Source organism: Streptomyces sp. SID8352, assembly GCF_009862265.1.
In the GTDB taxonomy this organism is placed as follows: domain Bacteria; phylum Actinomycetota; class Actinomycetes; order Streptomycetales; family Streptomycetaceae; genus Streptomyces.
In genome coordinates, this window is sequence record NZ_WWGX01000042.1 from 36232 (window position 1) to 56607 (window position 20376).

At 76.8% G+C, this 20376-nt stretch carries 15 protein-coding genes and 1 pseudogene; 9 read left to right on the forward strand and 7 right to left on the reverse strand.

Annotated elements, in window-relative coordinates; translation table 11 throughout:
- Positions 1-390: 390 nt before the first annotated feature.
- From GTY84_RS14340 to GTY84_RS14350, 3 genes are all read left to right on the forward strand, one after another.
- Positions 391-1587, forward strand: a complete 1197-nt coding sequence (locus tag GTY84_RS14340; RefSeq protein WP_161226649.1) for a lycopene cyclase family protein — start codon at positions 391-393, stop codon at positions 1585-1587.
- 176 nt (positions 1588-1763) lie between these two features.
- Positions 1764-2537, forward strand: coding sequence for a methyltransferase domain-containing protein (locus GTY84_RS14345; RefSeq protein ID WP_161226650.1), 774 nt, complete (start codon positions 1764-1766; stop codon positions 2535-2537).
- A complete protein-coding gene (locus GTY84_RS14350) occupies positions 2534-4084 on the forward strand; it encodes an NAD(P)/FAD-dependent oxidoreductase (RefSeq protein ID WP_345943431.1) in 1551 nt (516 codons plus the stop codon). Before GTY84_RS14345 ends, GTY84_RS14350 begins: the two co-directional genes overlap by 4 nt.
- Before the next feature lie 109 nt (positions 4085-4193).
- Here the strand turns inward: GTY84_RS14350 and GTY84_RS14355 are convergent, their stop codons facing one another.
- Positions 4194-4628, reverse strand: a complete 435-nt coding sequence (locus tag GTY84_RS14355) for a hypothetical protein (protein ID WP_161226672.1) — start codon at positions 4626-4628, stop codon at positions 4194-4196.
- A 617-nt stretch (positions 4629-5245) separates the two neighbouring features.
- Positions 5246-5440, reverse strand: coding sequence for a hypothetical protein (locus GTY84_RS14360; RefSeq protein WP_161226651.1), 195 nt, complete (start codon positions 5438-5440; stop codon positions 5246-5248).
- A 538-nt stretch (positions 5441-5978) separates the two neighbouring features.
- Here GTY84_RS14360 and GTY84_RS14365 point away from each other — a divergent pair.
- Complete coding sequence (locus GTY84_RS14365; RefSeq protein WP_161226652.1) at positions 5979-6512, forward strand: DoxX family protein; 534 nt, start codon at positions 5979-5981, stop codon at positions 6510-6512.
- A gap of 297 nt (positions 6513-6809) precedes the next feature.
- Here GTY84_RS14365 and GTY84_RS14370 read toward each other — a convergent pair whose 3' ends face one another.
- Entirely contained in the window at positions 6810-7133 is a 324-nt protein-coding gene (locus tag GTY84_RS14370) for a hypothetical protein (protein WP_161226653.1), read from the reverse strand.
- Between the two features lie 188 nt (positions 7134-7321).
- Between GTY84_RS14370 and GTY84_RS14375 the strand changes: the two genes are divergently transcribed.
- The gene (locus GTY84_RS14375; RefSeq protein ID WP_161226654.1) at positions 7322-8185 is read left to right on the forward strand and encodes a fructosamine kinase family protein; all 864 of its coding nucleotides are present in this window, start codon (positions 7322-7324) and stop codon (positions 8183-8185) included.
- Between the two features lies 1 nt (position 8186).
- Here the strand turns inward: GTY84_RS14375 and GTY84_RS14380 are convergent, their stop codons facing one another.
- Both GTY84_RS14380 and GTY84_RS14385 read right to left on the reverse strand, forming a co-directional pair.
- Complete coding sequence (locus tag GTY84_RS14380) at positions 8187-9845, reverse strand: catalase (protein ID WP_161226655.1); 1659 nt, start codon at positions 9843-9845, stop codon at positions 8187-8189.
- A 511-nt stretch (positions 9846-10356) separates the two neighbouring features.
- On the reverse strand, positions 10357-11889 hold the full coding sequence (locus tag GTY84_RS14385) for a PucR family transcriptional regulator (RefSeq protein ID WP_161226656.1): 1533 nt from the start codon (positions 11887-11889) through the stop codon (positions 10357-10359).
- Between the two features lie 200 nt (positions 11890-12089).
- Between GTY84_RS14385 and GTY84_RS14390 the strand changes: the two genes are divergently transcribed.
- From GTY84_RS14390 to GTY84_RS14400, 3 genes and pseudogenes are all read left to right on the forward strand, one after another.
- Complete coding sequence (locus GTY84_RS14390; RefSeq protein WP_161226657.1) at positions 12090-12710, forward strand: L-threonylcarbamoyladenylate synthase; 621 nt, start codon at positions 12090-12092, stop codon at positions 12708-12710.
- Positions 12711-12784: 74 nt separating this feature from the next.
- On the forward strand, positions 12785-13540 hold the full coding sequence (locus GTY84_RS14395) for a dienelactone hydrolase family protein (protein ID WP_161226658.1): 756 nt from the start codon (positions 12785-12787) through the stop codon (positions 13538-13540).
- Between the two features lie 222 nt (positions 13541-13762).
- A pseudogene (locus GTY84_RS14400) lies at positions 13763-15264 on the forward strand (metallophosphoesterase).
- A gap of 21 nt (positions 15265-15285) precedes the next feature.
- On the opposite strand, the gene GTY84_RS14405 reads toward GTY84_RS14400, so the two are convergent.
- On the reverse strand, positions 15286-16278 hold the full coding sequence (locus tag GTY84_RS14405; RefSeq protein WP_161226659.1) for a TauD/TfdA family dioxygenase: 993 nt from the start codon (positions 16276-16278) through the stop codon (positions 15286-15288).
- A 239-nt stretch (positions 16279-16517) separates the two neighbouring features.
- Positions 16518-18872: a SpoIIE family protein phosphatase gene (locus tag GTY84_RS14410; protein ID WP_161226660.1), complete on the reverse strand. Its 2355-nt coding sequence runs from the start codon at positions 18870-18872 to the stop codon at positions 16518-16520.
- Positions 18873-19228: 356 nt separating this feature from the next.
- On the opposite strand from GTY84_RS14410, the gene GTY84_RS14415 reads away from it, so the two are divergent.
- Positions 19229-20209 (forward strand): ATP-dependent DNA ligase, encoded by a 981-nt coding sequence (locus GTY84_RS14415; RefSeq protein ID WP_161226661.1) that lies wholly within the window; start codon positions 19229-19231, stop codon positions 20207-20209.
- Positions 20210-20376: the final 167 nt, after the last annotated feature.

Genomic DNA, 20376 nt, shown 5'->3' on the forward strand with positions numbered 1-20376 from the left:
GGCTCCCCTGGACGGACTGCGCGGACGGGACGGACGGGGCGGGGCGGACGGGGAGGCACCGGCGCGGGCGGTTCGGCTCCGCGCGCGAGGCGGACCGTACGGGCCCCGGGGCGGGGGCGCGGGCCCCGCGCTCCCGGACCGGGTGGCCCGCGCCCCCGGGACGGGAGGGCGCCGCCCCGCGCCATGGTTCACCCCCGGGCCCCGGCGGGACGCCGCACCGTGCCGTGGGCCGGTGCCGCTCACCCGTCCGGCGGGTACCGGGCCCGCCCCGTCCCGCGCGGCGTCCGTCCGGAAGGGGTGCCCGGACGGAATACTCCGCCGCAGCCGAATCGTCGTACGCCCGCCCGGCCCCGCCGTCCGGGGGCGGTGCGCGGGCGCAGGGAGGTGGCCGTGGCCGAGGCGGACATCGTGATCGTGGGCGCCGGGGCGGCGGGCCTGTCGCTGGCGCACCGGCTGCCGTCGGGCGGCCCGGGCCGCCCGGCGCCCGCCGTCGCCCTGATCGAGCCGCCGGAGGGCCCGCTGCGGCCCCCGGCGCGCACCTGGTGCTTCTGGGAGACGGGGCCCGGCCGGTTCGACGCGGCGGTGACGGCCTCCTGGCAGTGGCTGCGGCTGCGCGGCCGGAACGGCGCGGTGGTGCTGCGGTCCATCGCGCCCGCCCGCTACAAGATGATCCGCTCGGACGACTTCGAGGCCCTGCTCCACCGCGAACTGGAGGGCCGTCCCGGCCTGGAGCGGGTGACCGCCACCGTCTCGTCGGTGTCCGCGCTGCCGGACGGCACGGCGCGGGTGCGCGGAGCCGGTCCGGCGGGCGCGCCGCTGGACCTGCGGGCCGACTGGGTCTTCGACTCCCGGCCGCCCGACCGGCCGCCCGCCGCGCGGACCCGGCTGCTCCAGCACTTCCGCGGCTGGTTCGTGCGCGCCGCGCGGCCGGTCTTCGAGCCGGGCGTGGTCGACCTGATGGACTTCCGCACCCGCCAGCCGGAGCACGGGCTGTCCTTCGGCTACGTCCTGCCGACGGGGCGGCGCACCGCGCTGGTCGAGTACACCGGCTTCGGGCCCGCCCCGCTCACACGCGAGGCGTACGAACGGGAGCTGTCCGAGTACACCGGCCGGGTGCTGGGGCTGGGCGCGATGGAGGTGCTCTCGGCCGAGCAGGGGGTGATCCCGATGACGGACGGGGTGTTCGAGCGCCGGGCGGGGGGCGCCGGGTGCGTGTTCCGGATCGGGACCGCGGGCGGCGCGACCCGCCCCTCCACCGGCTACACCTTCGCCGCCGTGCAGCGTCAGTCGGAGGCGGTGGCGCGGGCGCTGCGGGCGGGGCGGTGCCCGGAGCCCCCGGCCCCGCACCCGCTCCGGGCCCGGCTGATGGACGCGGTGCTGCTGCGGGCGCTGGACACCGGCCGGGTGGACGGGCCGGAGCTGTTCCTGCGGCTGTTCGACCGGGTGCCCGCCGAACGGCTGCTCCGCTTCCTGGACGGGCGGACCCGGCTGCGCGAGGACCTCGCCGTCGGGGTCCGCACCCCCGTCCTGCCGATGCTGCGGACGGCGGCCGAACTGCCCTGGCTCCGCCCCCGCCCCGCCGTCTGATTCGCGCCGCCCCACCGGCTCGCCGCCGACCTTCCACCGCGCGTCCTCACGACCGCGCACCGCACCGCCGGACCACCGGTCCCGCACGACCACAACCGCGCACGGCTCGTCACCGGGCCGCGCCGGACCCCACGGACCAGCGTCCTCGAACCCACCGCCCCACCGAGGAGTCACCGATGCCCCTGCTCCGCGACGCCGCGCTGACCGCCGCCTTCGACCGCGGCGCCGGCCGCTACGACCGCCTGGTCGCCCTCAACCCCGGCTACCACGCCCAGCTGCGCCGCTCGGCGCGCCGGCTGGCCTTCGCGGACGGCGGCACCGGACGCCGGGTCCTCGACCTGGGCTGTGGCACGGGCGCCTCGACGGCGGCGCTGGCCGCGGCCTTCCCGTACGCCCGGATCACCGGGGTGGACGCCTCCCCGGGCATGCTGGAGCGGGCCCGGGGCAAGCCCTGGCCGGACCGGGTGCGCTTCGTGCGGGCCCCGGCGGAGGAACTGGCGGAGGCGGGGGTGGAGGGCCCCTTCGACGCGGTCTTCGCCGCCTACCTCTTCCGCAATCTCACCGATCCGGACGCCGTGCTGCGGGCGGTGCGCGCCCTTCTCGCGCCGGGCGGACGGCTGGCGGCCCACGAGTTCGCGCTCACCGGGCGGCCGACCGGCCGCCTGGTGTGGTCGGCGGTGTGCCGGGGCGTCGTCCAGCCGCTCGGCACGGCCTGCGGCGACCGGGACCTGTACCGCCATCTGCGGCGCAGCGTCGCGGAGTTCGACACGGCGGGGGACTTCACCGCCCGGCTCGGGCGGGCCGGTTTCGACCGGGTCCGGGTCCTGCCGCTGCCGGGCTGGCAGACGGGGATCGCCCACACCTTCCTCGCCCACGGCGGCGCTGCGGCGGGCGACGCGGCGGCGGGCAGTGCGACGGCGTACGGCACGGCCGCGGGCGGCGCCCGGTGAACCGGCGCGACGGCGAACGGCCCGGCCGGGACCGGCTCGCCCGGCTCGTCCCCCCGGCGCCGGGCCGGGAGCGGATCACCGGGGACCCCCCGTCCGTCGCCGTGGTGGGCGGGGGCATCGCCGGACTCGCCGCCGCCACCCTGCTCGCGGAGCGGGGCGCGCGCGTCGTGCTGTACGAGCGGGAGCCGGTGCTCGGCGGCCGGGTCGCCGGATGGGCAGACACACTGCCCGACGGCATGCCCTTCACCATGAGCCGCGGCTTCCACGCGTTCTTCCGCCAGTACTACAACCTGCGCGCCCTGCTGCGCCGGGCCGATCCGGCGCTGGGCATGCTGAGGGGCCTGCCGGACTATCCGCTGTGGCACGGCGGCGGCCTGCGCGACGGTTTCCGCCGGGTGCCGCGCACGCCCCCGTGGAACGCGCTCGGCTTCGCCGCCCTCAGCCCCACCTTCCGCCTGCGCGACCTTCCGTCCCTGCGGCCGTCCGCCGCGCTGCCCCTGCTCGACGTCCGCGCGGACCGGGTCCACGAGCGGTGGGACGGGACGAGCGCCCATGACCTGCTGGAGCGGCTGCGGTTCCCCGCGGCGGCCCGGCACCTGGCCTTCGAGGTCTTCTCCCGGAGCTTCTTCGCCGATCCCCGGGAGCTGTCGGCGGCCGAGATGGCCCTGATGTTCCACATCTACTTCCTGGGCTCCAGCGAGGGCCTGCTGTTCGACGTGCCCGACGAGCCCTTCCCCCGCGCCCTCTGGGACCCGCTGGCCCGCCATCTGACCCGGCACGGGGTGGAGCTGCGGACGGGTGCGCCCGTCGAGGCGGTCCGCCCGCTGCCGTCCGGCGCTCGGCTGGTGACCGGCGCCCGGGGCGCGGACCCGTACGACGCCGTGGTCCTCGCACTGGACACCGGGGGGCTGCGCGATCTGGTGGGCCGCTCGCCCGAGCTGGGGGACCCCGGCTGGCGGGAGCGGGTGGCGCGGCTGCGGACCGCCCCGCCGTTCCTGGTCTCCCGGCTGTGGCTGGACCGGCCGCTGGCGCCGGACCGGGCGGGGTTCCTCGGCACCAGCGGGTACGGCTCGCTCGACAACGTCAGTGTGCTGTCCCGGTGGGAGGGCGAGGCGGCGCGGTGGTCGGCCCGCACGGGCGGGTCGGTCGTCGAACTGCACGCGTACGCGCTGCCCGCGACGGCCGTGCGGGACGTCGAGGAGAAGGCGCTGCTCGACCAGTTGCACCGGGTGTATCCGGAGTCACGGCGGGCCGGGGTCGTGGCCGAGCGGCACGAGTGGCGGGCGGACTGCCCGCTGTTCCCCGTGGGCGGTCACGGGGACCGGCCCACCGTGCGCACCCCGGACCCGGTCGTCGTGGTCGCCGGGGACCTGGTCCGCACGGGGCTGCCGGTGGCCCTGATGGAGCGGGCCGCCACCTCCGGGTTCCTCGCGGCGGGCGCGCTGCTGGAGCGTTGGGGGGTGACGGGCGAGACGCTGTGGACCGTGCCGGACGGAGCGCGCGGGGCGCTGCTGCGAACCCTGGCGCGGAGTCGGCGCCCCCGCTGACCCGGACCGGCGGCCCGGAGGAGGACCGGGGGGAGGCCGTATCGCCGGGGCGGGGCTCCGCGCCATCGCCGGAGCGGGGCTCCGCGGCCGGGGGCGCGGCGGTCCGCCGTCAACGGTCGCCTGGGTCTCCCGTTCCGGCGGGGCCCCGGGCGGCGGTCAGCCTGCGGTAGGCGGCGCGGGCGTACGCCAGCCGGGCCAGGGAGGTGCCCGCCAGGGCGGCGCCGAACAGACAGGCCAGCCAGAGCGCGTCCCTGGAGGCGGCCCAGGTGAGGGTGCCCGCGGGCGGTATCGCGAAGCCGTTCAGGGAGAGCCAGCACAGCAGGGCGGTGCCGGGGGCCGCCGCGTACGGGGCGCAGAGCCCGAGGAGGGCGGCGAGCAGGGAGAGCGCCGCCAGGGCGAACTCCGGGCGGCCGGTGCCGACGGTGCCGTTGAGCACCGCGACCAGGACGAGGGCGCCGCCGAGGGCCGCCGCCCACACCAGCGGCGCGGCGACGGGGCGGGGAACGGGTCTGGCTCCGCTGCTCAGCGGCACCCATTCGATCATGCGCATGGCTCCTTCCGCCCCGGGCCCCGACCACGTCGTCGGGCACCTCTCCACGGGCAGATTGTCGCACCGGCGAGAGGGTCGTTCTCCCACGAAACCGCCCCGGCCGCAGCGGAGGCGCGGCGTCGGGCGAGGCACCGGCGTCGGGTGCGGGCGGCCGGCGCCGGCCGGCGGGGCGGCGCGGGAACCGAACGGGGGGCGGGGAGGGGGCCCGGACGGCACGGCACGGCACACGCGGGGCCGGGCGGGTGGGGCGCGAGGTGGGCCCGGCCACGTCGCGGCGGTGTGCCACGGCTCGGCGCGCGGCCGGACCGCCCGGTCGGGCGACGGGGCGCGGGCACCCGCAAGGTGCACCCGCACGGGGACCGGACCGCGCTCCCCCAGGGTCCCCCGGACTCAATGGGCCCCGGCGACGGCGGCCCGTCAACGGTCATGCACGGCTACGCACGGCCGCCATCGGGGAAAGGCCCCGTAGGGAAGGGTGACCGGCACCCGGCACACGGCACGGGAACGGCATGCAACAGGCACCGTGACGAGGCGGTGGCGGGGGCCGCGCCACCGTGTCGTCCGCCCCGCCGCTGGGGCGCGACGGGGCGGACGGCGGGGCGGGCGGGGCGTCAGCACGGTGTGGCCGCCATCAGCTTCGCGAAGGACGCCATGCAGTCGGGGCAGTGCCGCGCCCTCTCACCGTCGGACGCCGCCACGCGTTCACGGAGCCGCTGTCCGCAGAGAGTGGCCGCCGTGCGCTTGGCCATCACGTGCCACACCAATGCTCCGCCCGCCTTCTCCGGGCCCACGCACATCTCGTACATGCTCGGCCTCCCAGCCTGGACGCCGCTGACACCCTCCAGGAGACACCGAGGGGGCCCAGAGCAGTACCGCTCGGGGGCCATTCGGGTGAGGCGCCACCCCTCCCCCGGCGGCACGGACACACCCGGACGGCCCGAATCGCTCGCCCGATCGGCTGGATTCGGGCCGTTCCATGACACGCGGTCACGGAACCCGGCCGGGGCCACCCGGCAGCGCGACGGACCGTCGGACGGCGGCCGGGGACGGCGGCGACGGAGCGCGGCGCGCGGGTCGGCCGAGCGGCCGGTCGCCCTCGGGCGCCGGGTGCGGCCCGTGCGCCGGGTGCGCCGTATGCGCCCGGCCGCCACCGGATCGGGCCACGCCGGGAACGCCTCCCGCGTACGCCCCTGACCTGCGAAGGGAGCGGTCCGGGGACGGTCATGGGCGCCGGAACGGGCCGTGCGCCGAATGGCGCCGCACGGGCGGGGCACCTGAAGATCCGGTGACGGCACACCGGAAACCCACACCCCGGTGCTTCCTGGAGAGGCTGGAGAGAGCCCCATGAGTCTTCTGCGTATGGCCGGGCGGCCGATGCTCGCCTCGATGTTCATCGCCGGGGGCGTGCAGTCCCTGCGCAACCCGTCGGCCGTGGCCCCGACGGCCGAACCCGTCGTCAGGCCGGTGACCGAGCGCGTGGCGGTGCTGCCCGACAGCACCGAGCAGCTCGTCCGCCTCAACGGCGCCGTGCAGGTCGCCGGGGGTGTGCTGCTGGGGCTCGGCCGGTGCCCGCGGCTGGCGGCGCTGGCGCTCGCCGTGACGCTGGTGCCCACGACGCTGGCGGGGCACCGCTACTGGGAAGCGGAGGATCCCGGCGACCGCATGCAGCAGCGCATCCACTTCCTCAAGAACGTGTCCATGATGGGCGGGCTGCTGATCGCCGCAGATGACACCGCGGGCGCCCCCTCCCTGCTGTGGCGCGGCCGGCACGCGGCCCGGGAGCTGCGCCGGGAGGCACGGCTGGTGCGGCGCTCGGCGCGGGCGGCGTCGCGTTCGGCCGCGCTGGAGGGCGGTCTCCGGGCCAAGCTGGGCCGCTGAGACGGCGACCGCCGCCCGCCCGCGCTCCTCGGGACGTCCGTTTCCCCGGAGGCGCCCCCGTGCTCGGGAGGCCCTCGCTCTCATCCCGGGAACGGCCCGTCCCGGGAACGGCTCCCCGGATCCGCGCACCGGCGACCGCTCCGGCCACCCGCCAGGGCACGCCCCGGTCCGGCCGCACCCGGACCACGGCCCCGCCACCGCCACCCCATGGGGCCTCCCCTGACCCCGCCGCCACACCCCGGAGCTCCCCTCACCCGGCCGCCGGGCGCCGGGCCGACCCCGCGCGGTGGTGATCCGTCACCAGGCCGGGGTGACCAGGGCAGGACGGCGCACGGCCTCGGCGGCGTCCCGCAGGTGCAGGGCGACGCCGATCAGGGCGCGCAGGGCGGAGGGGCGGAGGCTCTGCGCGCTGTCGGCGGCGAGCACCAGCAGACAGCCGGCGGCCTGCTCGATCACGGGGACGGAGAACACGGGATCGTCGCCGTCGGCGGCGCGGAAGGCACGGCAGGGGGCGGCGGCGCCGTCGATGGACCGGCGCACCGCCTGTTCGAGGTGCTGGGCGGCCTGTTCGCGGATGGCGGTCGGCAGGGTGATGGTGCGGGAATACGCTGAACTGTTCATATTCACATGCCTCCCCCGGCCCTCGGAGGTTCGCTCGGCGCCCGGAGCGTTTTTCACCGGGTCGGCGGCGCGCCCCGCGGGCCCGCGGGGCGCCCCGGCCCGTCGTCGCACCCCCCTCCGGCTCACCGGCCCCTCCGGGTTCACCGGGCACGGGCCCAACGGCGGCGGACAGCCCCTACCCTGGCGTCGTGCCCTCCTCCGCGTCCCCCTCCGCCGCCGCGGCCCGCCTCACCGGCCGGGCGGCGACCGGTGAGCGCCCTCTGTCGGGAGCCGTCACCTTGGTGGACCTCGACGACGGACGCACGGTCGTGGTCAAGCACGACGAGGGGGCCGGCGCCGTCCGGGCGGAGGCGGCGGGGCTGCGCTGGCTCGCCGGGGCCGACGCGGTGCGCGTCCCCGACGTGCTCGGGGAGGAGCCGTACTGGCTGGTGACGGAGCGGGTCGAGGAGGGACCGCCGGGCCCCCGCGCGGCGGCCGGGTTCGGCCGCGAGCTGGCCGCGCTGCACCTGGCCGGGGCGCCCGCCCTCGGGTCCCCGCCGCCCGGCGGCCCGGTGGAGGCCCGGATCGGGCTCGCGCCCCTGCACAACGCCACCGGGGACGACTGGCCGCGCTGGTACGCGGAGCACCGGGTCCTGCCCTATCTGCGGGGCGCGGTGGACGCCGGTGTGCTGCGGCCCGCCGAGGCGGCCGTCGTCGAGCGCGTCTGCGAGCGGCTGCCCGCGCTGGCGGGCCCGGCCGAGCCGCCCGCCCGGCTCCACGGCGACCTGTGGAACGGCAATGTGCTGTGGGGCGCCGACGGGTCGGTGCGGCTGATCGACCCGGCCGCGCACGGCGGGCACCGGGAGACCGATCTGGCGATGCTGCGCCTCTTCGGCTGCCCGTACCTGGAGGAGGTCCTGGCGGCCTACCGGGAGCGGGCGCCGCTCGCCGACGGCTGGGCCGGGCGCGTCGGCGTGCACCAGCTCTTCCCCCTGCTGGTGCACGCCGTGCTGTTCGGGCGGGGCTACGCCGAGCAGGCCGTCGCGGCGGCCCGGGAGGCGCTGCGCGGCTGACTCACCGCGTGACCACGTGCCGTTCGTCGGGCACGCAGTGGGTCATCGTGAGACCCCGCACGTCGCGCGGCGGGTTCTCGCCGAGCCGGCCCAGCCGCTCGCGGTCCTCGTCGGTGAGGTCCTGGCCGGCCAGCGGCTCCAGGTGCGCCACGTCCCCGGGAGCGATGCCGAGCCCCTCGCCGACCCGCAGGCCGAGGTCGTTCTCGACCAGCAGGAAGTGCCAGACCATGCGCTCGCGCACCGGCCGGGCGCACTGGGAGATCAGGTCGACGAAGTTCCGCACCAGGTCGTCGCGTTCCCACTGCTCCATCAGCAGGTAGCGCTGCCCGGCCTGCTGGTAGTCGTTGGTGCGCGGGATGCGGCGGCGGGTGAGCCGCCCGGTGATCTCCGGCCCCTGCTCGTCCGGCACGCGGTAGGGGGCCTCGCGCAGGCCGCCGGTGATCGACGGCTCGTAGTTGACCAGCGGGTTCCCCCCGCCGCCGTCGACGTGGTAGGCCATCTGGCCGTCGCGCTGGTTGGTCCGCACCTCGGCGTGCTTGGCCCGGTTGACCGGGAGCTGGAGGTAGTTGGGGCCGACCCGGTGACGCTGGGTGTCGCTGTAGGAGAAGGTCCGGCCGACGAGCATCTTGTCGTCGGAGAAGTCCAGTCCGTCGACGAGGACTCCGGTGCCGAAGGAGATCTGCTCGTTCTCCGCGAAGTAGTTCTCGGGCATCCGGTCCAGCACCATCCGGCCGACCGGGCGGGGCGGGAAGTCCTGCTCGGGCCAGACCTTGGTGTCGTCGAGCGGGTCGAAGTCCAGCTCCGGGTGGTCGTGGTCGTCCATCATCTGGACGAGGAGTTCCCACTCGGGGTGCTCGCCGCGCGCGACCGCCTCGTAGAGGTCCTTGGTGGCGTGGCCGAGGGAGTCCGCCTGCACGTTGGCCGCGTCCTCCTCGGTCATGCTCCGCACGCCCTGCTTGGGCATCCAGTGGTACTTGACCAGGACGGTGCGGCCCTCGGCGTTGACCCACTTGTAGGTGTTGACGCCGAAGCCCTGCATGTGGCGGTAGTCCGCCGGGATGCCGCGCGGGCTGAACAGGTTGACCAGCATGTGCATCGACTCGGGCGTCTGCGACATGAAGTCGAAGATGCGCCCCGGCTGCTGCTCGAAGGTCACCGGGTCCGGCTTCAGGGAGTGGATGACGTCGGGGAACTTGATCGCGTCCCGGATGAAGAAGACGGCGAGGTTGTTGCCGACGAGGTCCCAGTTGCCCTCCTCGGTGTAGAACTTCACCGCGAAGCCGCGCGGGTCCCGGGCGGTCTCGGCGGAGTCCCGGCCGCCGATCACGGTGGAGAAGCGGACGGCCACGTCGGTGCGCCCGCCCCGCTCCTGGAACAGCTTGGCCCGGGTGTGACGGGCGATGGGCTCGTCGCCCCAGGCGCCGTACGACTCGAAGTAGCCGTACGCGGTGACGCCCCGGGCGTGCACCACGCGTTCCGGGATGCGCTCGCGGTCGAAGTGGCTGATCTTCTCCAGGAACTGGTAGTTCTCCAGCGTGGCGGGGCCGCGCGCGCCGACGGTGCGCTGGTTCTGGTTGTCGTGGACCGGGTGCCCCTGCCGGTTCGTCAGCACCTTCCGGTCGTCGCCCGGGGCGGGGCCCCGGCTCGCTGCGTCCGTCATCCTGGTGGGCTCCTTACGACTCGTGGCCGCCGTACGGCGGCCTGAGCTGCGGGGCGGCCGACGGCCGCGCGCTCGGGCGGGCCGGGTACCCGGGGACGAGGTGTCCGTCACCCGCCGATTCATGGCGATTCGCGACCGGCTCCGGAGCGGCCCTCACGGGGACCCTGCCGAGGTGCCCCGTCCGGCGTACGCCCCCCCCCGGGCGCGCCCGGGGCCCTGCCGGGGACGGGACGGCCCGGACCCCCGGCGGCGGGCGGCGGCCCGGTGGACCGGGGCCCCGGGAGAGCGGGGCCCCGGGGATCGCGGCCACCGGGGCGGGAGAGCCCCGAGGGACGGGGCCTCGGACGGGCGTCCGGGGCGGGGAACCAGGGGCGGGAGGCGCTCCGTGAACGGGGTCCGCGGGGTCACGGCCGGTCCCCCGTTCCGGTCGTGACCCCGCGACCCGTCGAACCTACGTGGCCGACCAGCGCCTTGTGAATCGCGTCGGTGCCCGCTACCGGTGCGTAGGGGCTCACCCGTGCACAGGTGAGTCCGGATGGCCCGCTTTCGTCCCGGGCAGCGGTGGATCCGCGAGGTCACCGACGGCGAGATGGGCGAGTACCACCTCGTAGAGATCGCTCCCGCCGGCCAGCAGCTCGTGCTCCAGCACCGGCTCGGCGCTGCGGACGTGCTCGCGCACGGTCTGGGCGTGCACCCCGAGCCGCTGGGCGGCCCGCTCCGCGTTGCCGCCGACGGCGATCCAGGTGCGCAGGGTGCCGCGCAGGTCCCGGGTGTCCGGGTCGAGCCGTCCGAGCAGGTCCCCGGCCCAGGTGCGCAGCGGGCGCCCGGCCAGCAGCTCGGCCAGCCGGACCGGCACCCGCCCGGCGGTGCCACCGCCGACCGCGCAGGGGGTGAGCCCCGCCTCGGCGTTCAGGGCGAGGTGCACGGCTGCCCGGACGGTCAGGTCGGAGAGGTCGGTGCCCAGCAGCGTCTCGACCCGGTCCATCCGGGCGCGGACGGTGTTGCGGCTGACGCCGAGGATCTTGGCCGTGCTGACGGCGGTGAACTCCAGGCCGAGCCGGGCGGTGGCCAGCAGTTCGGCGCGGGTGTGGTGCGGCAGCGCGTCGAGCGGGCGCAGCACCTGGGCCGTCCAGTCGCGCAGCGAGGCCGGGTCCATCAGCACCTCGGGGCGGGTCCGCTCGGCGTACACGGCGGCGTTGCCGGGGCGGAACCGGGCTATGGCGAGGGCGCTCACGGCCTGCCCGTAGGCGATGGCGGTGCGGGCGAGGCTCTGCCGGGCGCTGCCGCCGAGGTAGACGCCGGGCCTCCGGCCCACCAGGTCGCGCAGCGCGTCCCCGGCCGCCTCCCGGGGCGAGAGGACGATGACGTGGCCGTCGACGGCGGGGCAGCGCACGACCAGGGCCCGCTCCCCCGTGGCCGCCAGGCACTCCTCGGCGAGCCCGTCGCGGTCTGCGGGGTCGGTCTCGACCACGTAGACGCAGGCCGTGTCGGTGTCCAGGAGCCCCGGCCAGAGCCCGGCGGCCACCCGGCGGGCGGAGACGGTGTCCTCGACCATGAGCAACTGGAGGATGGCCAGCCGGAGGTCGGAGGCGGCCCGCCGCAGCCGCTGCCCGGCGGCGGCGGACTCGGCCCCGGCGACCAGCAGTTCCAGCACCTGGGCGGTGTGCGTGACGATGTCGGCGGCGCGCCGGTCGAAGGGTGCCTCCCGGGAGACCACGAGGACGGCGGCGGTCTCCGGGTACGCCCGCGCCACGCCGACCAGGCGCAGGTGCCGGCCCCCGTCCTCCCATGCGGCGGAGGCGACCCGGCCGCTGGTGAGGTCGGCGATCAGGGCGGCGTCCACCGGGACGCGTTCACCGGCCAGCAGCCGCCCGGCGGCGTCCCGCAGGCCGACCGCGGCGTTCACCGCGCCCGCCAGCCACTCCGCCACCCGGCGCACGTCCCGCCCGGCCGGGCGCAGGTGCTCCAGCAGCTCCCGCGCCCAGGGCGCGTCCCCGTCGACGGCGGGCCCGTTCCGCCCGGTTCCACGTTCTCGGCCCGCCACGTCGGCCTTCTCCTCGTCCTCGCCTTCCCCCGGTCCGGTCGCTGGACGTTACCCCATGGCCGGCGACCTGCGGAGCGGCGAACGGAACAAAGGGTTCCGCGACGGGAGGAGCGACCGGCCGCCGGGCTCCGCCGGGCGGGGCCGAACACACCGCCGCCGGGCGCGACAAAGATCCACTGGGAAGGCCCTAAGCTCACCGGATGGCGAAGTACTTCGACGTGCACCCCGACAACCCCCAGCCGCGCAGCATCGCCCAGGTCGCCGACAGCGTCCGCTCGGGCGCGCTGATCGCCTACCCGACCGACTCCTGCTACGCGCTGGGCTGCCGGCTGGGCAGCCGCGACGGCATCGACCGCATCCGGTCGATCCGCCACCTGGACAGCCGACACCACTTCACCCTGATGTGCCAGGACTTCGCACAGCTCGGCCGGTTCGTCCGGATCGACAACGACGTGTTCCGGGCGGTCAAGGCGTCCACCCCGGGCAGCTACACCTTCATCCTGCCCGCGACGCGGGAGGTGCCGCGCATGCTCCAGCACCCGAAGAAGAAGACGGTGGGGGTGCGCATCCCGGACCACGTGGTCACCCAGGCCCTCCTGGCGGAGCTGGGCGAGCCGCTGCTGTCCAGCACCCTGCTGCTGCCGGACGAGGAGGAGCCGCTGACCCAGGGCTGGGAGATCAAGGACCGGCTCGACCACGTGGTGGACGCGGTCGTCGACTCCGGCGACTGCGGCACCGAGCCCACCACCGTCATCGACTTCTCGGACGGCGAGGCGGAGATCGTCCGGCGGGGGGCGGGTGACACCTCGCGGTTCGAGTAGGCGCCGGGGCGGCCGACGGCGGCGTGCCACGATGGGCGTGATCCGCCGCCGGCCGACAGAGAGGCAGCCAGGCCATGACCGCCGTACAGGGAACCCCCGTCGAGATCGGCACCGGCGACGGGAGCGCCGACGCGCGCCTCGCGCACCCCGCCGACGGGAGGCCCCGCCCTGCCGTGCTGCTCTGGCCGGACGCCTTCGGACCGCGCCCCTCGCTGGACGCCATGGCGGACCGGCTGGCGGGCGCCGGGTACACGGTGCTCGTGCCGAACGCGCTGTACCGGTCCGGACGGGCGCCCGTGGTGGAACTGCCCGGGTTCATCGATCCGGCGGCGCGGCCGGACCTGCTCGGGCGCCTGCGCCCGGCGATGCGGGCGCTGACCCCCGAGATGGCGGTGCGGGACGCGGGCGCCCATCTGCGGTGGCTGGCGGAGTGCCCGGTCGCCGCCGGGGACCGGGTCGCGGTGGTCGGCTACTGCATGGGCGCCGCCCTGGCCCTGCGCACCGCCGGGGCGTTCCCGCGCCGGGTGGCGGCGGTGGCCGGCTTCCACGGCGGGAACCTGGCGACGGACGAGCCCGACAGCCCGCACCTGGCGGTCCGCGACCTCACCGCGGAGGTGTACTTCGGTCATGCCGACGAGGACCCCTCGCTGCCGCCGGAGCAGCGGGAGCGGCTGGCGGCTGCACTGGCCGCGGCGAGGGTCCCGCATCACTGCGAGGTGTACGCCGGGGCACGGCACGGCTTCACCCAGGCCGACACCGCCGCGTACGACGAGGCCGCCGCCGAGCGCCACTGGGCGGCGCTGCTGGGCCTGCTGGGGCGGACCCTGTGACCCCGGGCCCCTGATCCCGGGCATGCCGGCGGTCCCGGCGGCGCGGTGACGCGGCGGCCCCGTGACGCGGTGACGGCGGGGCGCCGGTGGCCGACGGGCCGGGTGAACCGGTTCCGACAGAAGGCCCGTTGCCGCACAAACCGCGCCAACATACGTGCTCCGCAAGGAAGTTGAGGACGTCCCGGTACCGGGAATCCGGTGGCCGGTTGTTACCGTGCGCGGGTGTCCGACTCCTCACGCGATACCGCCGCGGGCGCCGGCTGGGGGACCGCCGAGCCCGGCGCCTACCGCTCCCTGCTCCCGGCCCGAACCGAGCGCCTGTCCTGGCTGGACCCCAGGCTCCTGTGGGCCGCCCGCAACGGTGTGCTCGCCTCCTGGCTGGGCGATCCCACGGGCCGCACCCGCGCCCGCTGGGCCGCCCAGCGGGCGGCGGCCGGGGCGCCCGCCGACCGGGTGGTGCGCCGCGACGACCCCGACAGCTTCTCGTTCCTGGTGATAGGGGACACCGGCGAGGGCGGCGACCCCCAGTACGCCGTCGTACCGGGGCTGCTCAGGGCCGGGCGGGGCACCCGCTTCGCGGTCCTCGCCAGCGACGTGATCTACCCGGTGGGCGGTGCCGACGACTACGGGGCCAAGTTCTTCCGCCCCTACCGGGACTATCCGGCGCCCGTCTACGCGATACCCGGGAACCACGACTGGTACGAGGACCTCACCGCGTTCATGCGGGTCTTCTGCGACGGTGCCCCGCCGCTGCCGCCCGGCCCCGCGCCGCGCCTCCTCAGCCGGGCCCGGCTGCGCGACGCCCTCTGGCACCGTGCCCGCCCCGGCGACGGGCGGCACCTGGACGAGGCCCGCGCGCTGCGCGCAGCCCCCTCCCAGCGGGCGTCGCAGCCCGGCCCGTACTGGGCGATCGACGCCGGTCCGCTGCGCATCGTCGGCATCGACACCGGGCTCCTCGGCACGGTCGACGCCGAACAGGGCGCCTGGCTGCGCGAGGTGTCCCGGGGGCCGCGCCCCAAGATCCTGGTCACAGGCTCGCCCCTGTACGTGGACGGCGAGCACCACCCGTGTCCTATCGAGGGCGGCGGCACGGTCGACGACCTCGTGCGCGACCCGGCCCACCGCTACGTGGCGGCGATCGGCGGCGACATCCACAACTACCAGCGCTATCCGGTCGACGTGGGCGGGCGCACCGTCCAGTACGTCGTCGCGGGCGGCGGCGGCGCGTTCACGCACGCCACGCACACCATCCCCCGGGTGTCGGTGGCCGGGGTCACCGAGGCCGACTTCCGCTGCTACCCGCTGCGCGGCGACTCGCTGGCCTTCTACGGCGCCCTGTACGGGCGGCGGCTGCGGATGCGGCGCCTGTTCGCCCTCACCCAGGACGAGGCGACGGCGGTGGTCGCGGAGCGGCTCGGCATCCGCCCCGGCCGCGCGGCGGACGGCGACCCGAGGGTCACCCGGCGGGTCCGGCTGGTCGCCGGGCTGCTGGGCACCGGCAGCCGCCCGGACCGCCGGAGGCGCCTGCGGCTGCCGGTGCGCAGGATGTACGCGCAGCTCCTCTCCCCGGGGTCGGCGACGCACGGACCGCCCTTCTTCAAGAGCTTCCTGCGGCTCGACGTGACCCCGGAGTCGGTGCGGCTGCGCTGCTTCGCCGCGACCGGCAACCGGCACAGGAGATCGCCCCGCCGGTCGAGGACGAGGTGACCATCCCGCTCGGGTGACGGCACCCGGCGCGCGCCGGGTCACCACCGGCCCGGGGCGCTGCCGGTGAGCGGCTCCGAGGGGGTGCCGTCGACACCGGTGGGCACCTCGCCGGTGAGCATCACGCGGTGCATGATCCTGGGGTGGCCGAGGCGGGCGGCGTCGGCCGGGGCGAGGTGGATGGTGGCCCGGTTGTCCCAGAAGGCGACGCTGCCCGGCTCCCAGCGGAAGCGGACGGTGTACTCGGGGCGGGTGGCCTGCTCCAGCAGCATCTCCAGTACCGCCGTGCTCTCCGGGCGGGTCAGCCCGGTGATCCGCTCGACGTAGTAGCCGTTGACGAACAGCAGCCGCTCACCGGTGACCGGGTGGACGCGGACCAGCGGGTGCACGGTCGCGACCTGGTGGTCGAGCAGGTGGCGGGCGTAGGCGTCGTCACCGGGCCGGGGCCGGTAGCCGACGCCGAGGCGGTGTTCGGCGCGCAGCCCGTCCACGAACGCGCGCACCGGGGCGGAGAGTCCGGCGTAGGCGGCGGCGAGACTGGCCCAGGTGGTGTCGCCCCCGTAGGGCGGGACGGCCTCGGCGCGCAGGACGGTGGCGGCGGGCGGGTCGACGCGGGCGCCGTGGTCGCAGTGCCAGCCGCGCAGCAGGGTGTGGCGGCGGCGGTCCAGCCACTCGTCGTGGTCCATGCCGAAGCGCCCGCCCAGTTCCAGCCGGTCGGCGGTGGTCTCGACCTCCGGGACGTCCGCGGGGGAGGCGCCGCCGCGCCGGGGCGGCACGACGGGCCGCCCGAAACGGCGGGCGAAGGCGACGTGCCCGGCGTGGTCCAGCCGCTGGCCGCGGAAGAAGACCACCTTCCAGCGGTGCACCGCCGCCTCGATGACCGCGACCCGCTCCCGGCTCAGCTCCTCCGTCAGGTCGACGCCGGTGATCTCGGCGCCGATGTGCCCGGCGGCCGGTTCGATCCCGACGCCCGCGTCCCGGGCCGCCGCTCGCTCCGCCGCCGCCCGCTCGTCCCTCGTCCCGTCCGTCGTCATGCGCGCTCCGTCTCCGTCGTGCCTCGTGGTGGCCCGTCGTACGCCGTCGTGTTCCGCCGTGCGTCGTGGTCCTCGCCCGCGCCGCGGGGCTCCCGTACGGCGGCGCGGCTCCCGGAGATCGTGGCAGTCCGCGCCGCGCGGGGCGAGTGGGCCCGGGACGGCGGGGCGGGATCCGGACGCGCCGGGGCACGGGAGGAGGGCGGAGGCTGCACGTCCGAAGTGGGCCCGGCGGGCGCGGATCAGTCGTCGGCGAGGGGCTGTTCGGCCCAGATGGTCTTGCCGTCCGCGGTCTGGCGGCTGCCCCAGCGCCGGGTGAGCTGGGCCACCAGCAGCAGGCCCCGGCCTCCCTCGTCGAGCGCCTGGGCACGGCGCAGATGCGGGGAGGTGGAACTGGCGTCGGAGACCTCGCAGATGAGCGCGCGGTCGCGGATCAGGCGCAGCTGGATCGGCGGTTCGCCGTAGCGGATGGCGTTGGTGACGAGTTCGCTGACGACCAGTTCGGTGACGAACGCCTCCTCCTCCAGGCCCCACCGGCCGAGCCGTTCGATGACGGAACTCCTGATCCCGGCGACGCTCGCGGGGTCCGCGGGGACGTCCCAGGTGGCGACCCGGTCCGGGCCCAGAGCGCGGGTGCGGGCCAGCAGCAGGGCCACGTCGTCGACGCGCTCCTTCGGCATCACCCGCTCCAGCACGCGGTCGCACAGGGCGTCGAGCGGCTCCTCGGGGGCGCTCAGGGCGCGGCGGAGGGCCTCGGCGGCGCCGGCCGGGTCGCGGTCGCGGCCCTCGATGAGGCCGTCGGTGTAGAGGGCGACGACGCTGCCCTCGGGCAGTTCCACCTCGGCCGCCTCGAAGGGCTGACCGCCGACGCCGAGCGGCGGCCCGGCGGTCACCGGGAGGAACCGGCAGGTCCCGTCGGGCAGGACCACGGCGGGCGGCGGGTGGCCCGCGGCGGCCAGGGCGAGTCGGCGGGAGACCGGGTCGTAGACGGCGTAGAGGCAGGTGGCACCGGTCTCCGCCACCCCCTCGACGCCGTCCTCACTGCCGTCCGAGGCGGCGAGGTGGGTGACGAGGTCGTCCAGGTGGGTGAGGAGTTCGTCGGGCGGGAGGTCGACGTCGGCGAGGGTGCGGACGGCGGTGCACAGGCGGCCCATGGTGGCCGAGGAGGGGATGCCGTGGCCAACGACGTCGCCGACGACCAGGGCGACCCGGCTGCCGGAGAGCGGGATCACGTCGAACCAGTCGCCGCCGATGCCGGCCGCGGAGACGGACGGCAGATAGCGGTGCGCCACCTCGACGGCGGCCTGTCCCGGCAGGCCGCGCGGCAGCAGGCTGTGCTGGAGGGCGAGGGCGGTGGCGCGCTCACGGGCGAAGCGGCGGGCGTTGTCGACACAGACGGCCGCCCGGCTGGCGAGTTCCTCCGCGAGCGCCGTGTCGTCCTGGTCGTACGGGTCCTGGGGACCGCCGGCCACCAGCACCACGACGCCGAGGATGGTGCCGCGGGCCCGCAGCGGCACGGCCAGGACGGAGCGGACCCGGTCCGGCGGGGCGCCCGTCCCGCTCTCGCGCAGCCACCGGCCGACACCGGGGTCGCCGGGCCCGGCGAGCACCGCGCGGCCCTCGCGCAGGGCCCGGGCGGGAGGGGTGCCGGGCGGGTAGTGGCCGGAGCGGCCGAGGGGGACGATGAGGCCGGCGGCGCTCCCGGCGGCACCGTGCGCCATCCGGCGCAGGGGGTGCTCCCTCTCCGGGGCGGTCCGCTCGGCCCGGTCGTCGACGCCGAGGACCCAGTCGAGCAGGTCGACGACGGCGGCCCCGGCGAAGCGCGGCACGAGCGCGTCGATCAGCTCGTCGGCGGTGCGCCCCACGTCCAGGGTGGTGCCGAGGGTGCGCGCGGCCTCGTTCAGGGCGCTGAGCCGGACGCGGGCCCGGTGCTGGGCGGTGCTGTCGAAGGCGGCGACGGCGACGGCCCTGACCCCGCCGGAGGCGTCGCGCACCGGCCACATCTCGATGGTGCGGGCCTCGGGGCGGTCCGCGGGGCCTCCGGCGACGCTCTCGAAGCTGACGGCGCGGCCGGTCTCGGCGACCTCGCGCAGTTGCCGGGCGATGCCGAAGCGGTCGGTGGGCACGTCCCGCATGGTGTCCGGGAGGTACCGGCCGCGAAGCGCCTCCTCGGTGGTGTCCATGGTGCGGCAGGTGACGGTGTTGGCGAGCAGGAAGCGCTGCCGGTCGTCGAAGACGGACATGGAGACGGGAGCCTGCTGGAAGGCGAGACCCCGCAGGGCCGACGGGTCGTCGGGCTGCTCGGCGGTCACCACGTATCCGGCGTGCTCACCGCCGTCCCCGCCGTCGCCGTCCGCGGTGAGCAGGCGGCAGGCGCGCAGCGGCAGCGCCACGGCGGTGCCGTTCCGGTGCCTGATCACCACGACACCGGAGAGCGCGGCCAGGACGCCGGGGGCCGGGGCCTCGGCCAGCAGGTCCCGGACCTGCCGCCCGACCGCCTCCCCGGCCGTGTAGCCGGTCAGCCGCCGCGCGCCCTCGCTCCATCCCGTCACGCCGCCGTGGCGGTCCACGGTCGCGACGGCCGGGGCATACTCCATGCCGTCCAGGATCATCCGTACGCGGCCCGCTATCAACCGGGGTGCGCCGCATGGTGTGCGCCGGGGGCGGAAGCGGTCGCGGACCGGGGTCCCGGGGACGCGCCTCGGCGCGCTCCGGTTCCGGCGCACCCGGCGGAGCACCGCGCAACGGCGGACGGCCCGCCGGATCCCCGCCGGAGGCCCCACTGCCCGGGGGCGGGGGAAACCACGGCTCCGGGCGGGGCCGGGCGGCCATGCTCCGGGCGAAGGGCCGGCATGAGGGCATGTGGGGCACCGCGGGGGCCCTCGGACGCCGTTCAGGCGAACCTGTGGGGCAACGGGCGTGACGGCGGCCCCGCGGGTCGAGAACTGACCCCGTGGAGCTGCCCCAGATCCCTCCGATGCTCGCCACTCCGGGCTCTCTGCCGCCCGCCCGGCAGGACGCCCGCTGGGCCTACGAGACCAAGCAGGACGGACAGCGGGCCGTGGTCAGCCTGCCCGGCGACGGCACGGTGCTGCTGCGGGCCCGGTCCGGCCGGGACATCACCGCCGCCTACCCGGAACTGGCGGCCCTGGGCACCGCGCTCGGCTCCACGCCGGCCGTGCTGGACGGGGAGGTGCTGGCCCTGGACGCGGAGGGCCGGGCCGACTTCCAGCTCCTCCAGTCCCGGATGGGGCTCGCCGACTCCCCCGGCCTGGCGGCGCGCCGGGCGGCGCGGACCCCCGTGCACCTGGTGCTGTTCGACCTGTTGCACCTGGGCGACCGCTCCCTGCTCCCCCTCTCCTACACCCGCCGCCGGGGCCGTCTGGAGGAGCTGGGGCTGAGCGGCCCGGCCTGGTCGACACCCGGCGCGGTGGTCGGCCACGGCGCCGAGGCCCTCCGGGCCACCCGGGAGCACGGACTGGAGGGGCTGGTGTGCAAGCGGCTGGACTCGGTGTACGAGCCCGGGGTGCGCTCCCGGGCCTGGATCAAGATCCGGAACCTGCGCACCGAGGACGTGGTGGTCGGCGGCTGGCTCCCCGGCAGGGGCAGGCTGGGCGGGCTCCCGGGCGCCCTCCTGGTCGGCCAGCGCGCCGCCGGGTCGCTGCGCTGGGTGGGCGGGGTCGGCACCGGCTGGAGCGAGGCCGAGCGCGAAGAGCTGGCCGGGCTGCTGCGGGCCGCCGCGTCCGACGAGTGCCCCTTCGACCCCGTGCCCGCCGTGGCGGAGGCACGCTGGGTGGTCCCCCGGCTGGTCGGCGAGGTCCGCTACAGCACCCGCACCCGGGACGGGATGCTGCGCCAGCCCTCCTGGGTGCGGCTCCGCCCGGACCTGACCCCGGAGGAGTCCTCGGCCTACCTGCCCGACGGCACCGCCTGACCGTCCGGATAGGGCCGGGCCCGGGGCGGGCCGGGCCTTCCGGGGCAACCGCCGTGTGCCAAGGGCCCGTTCGGCGCACCCGGCCGCGCACGGAGGTCCGCGTACGGCGACAGCGGGTGCGACGGGCGCGCCCCCCGACGCGTGGTGCCGCATCTCCCGGAGCAGGG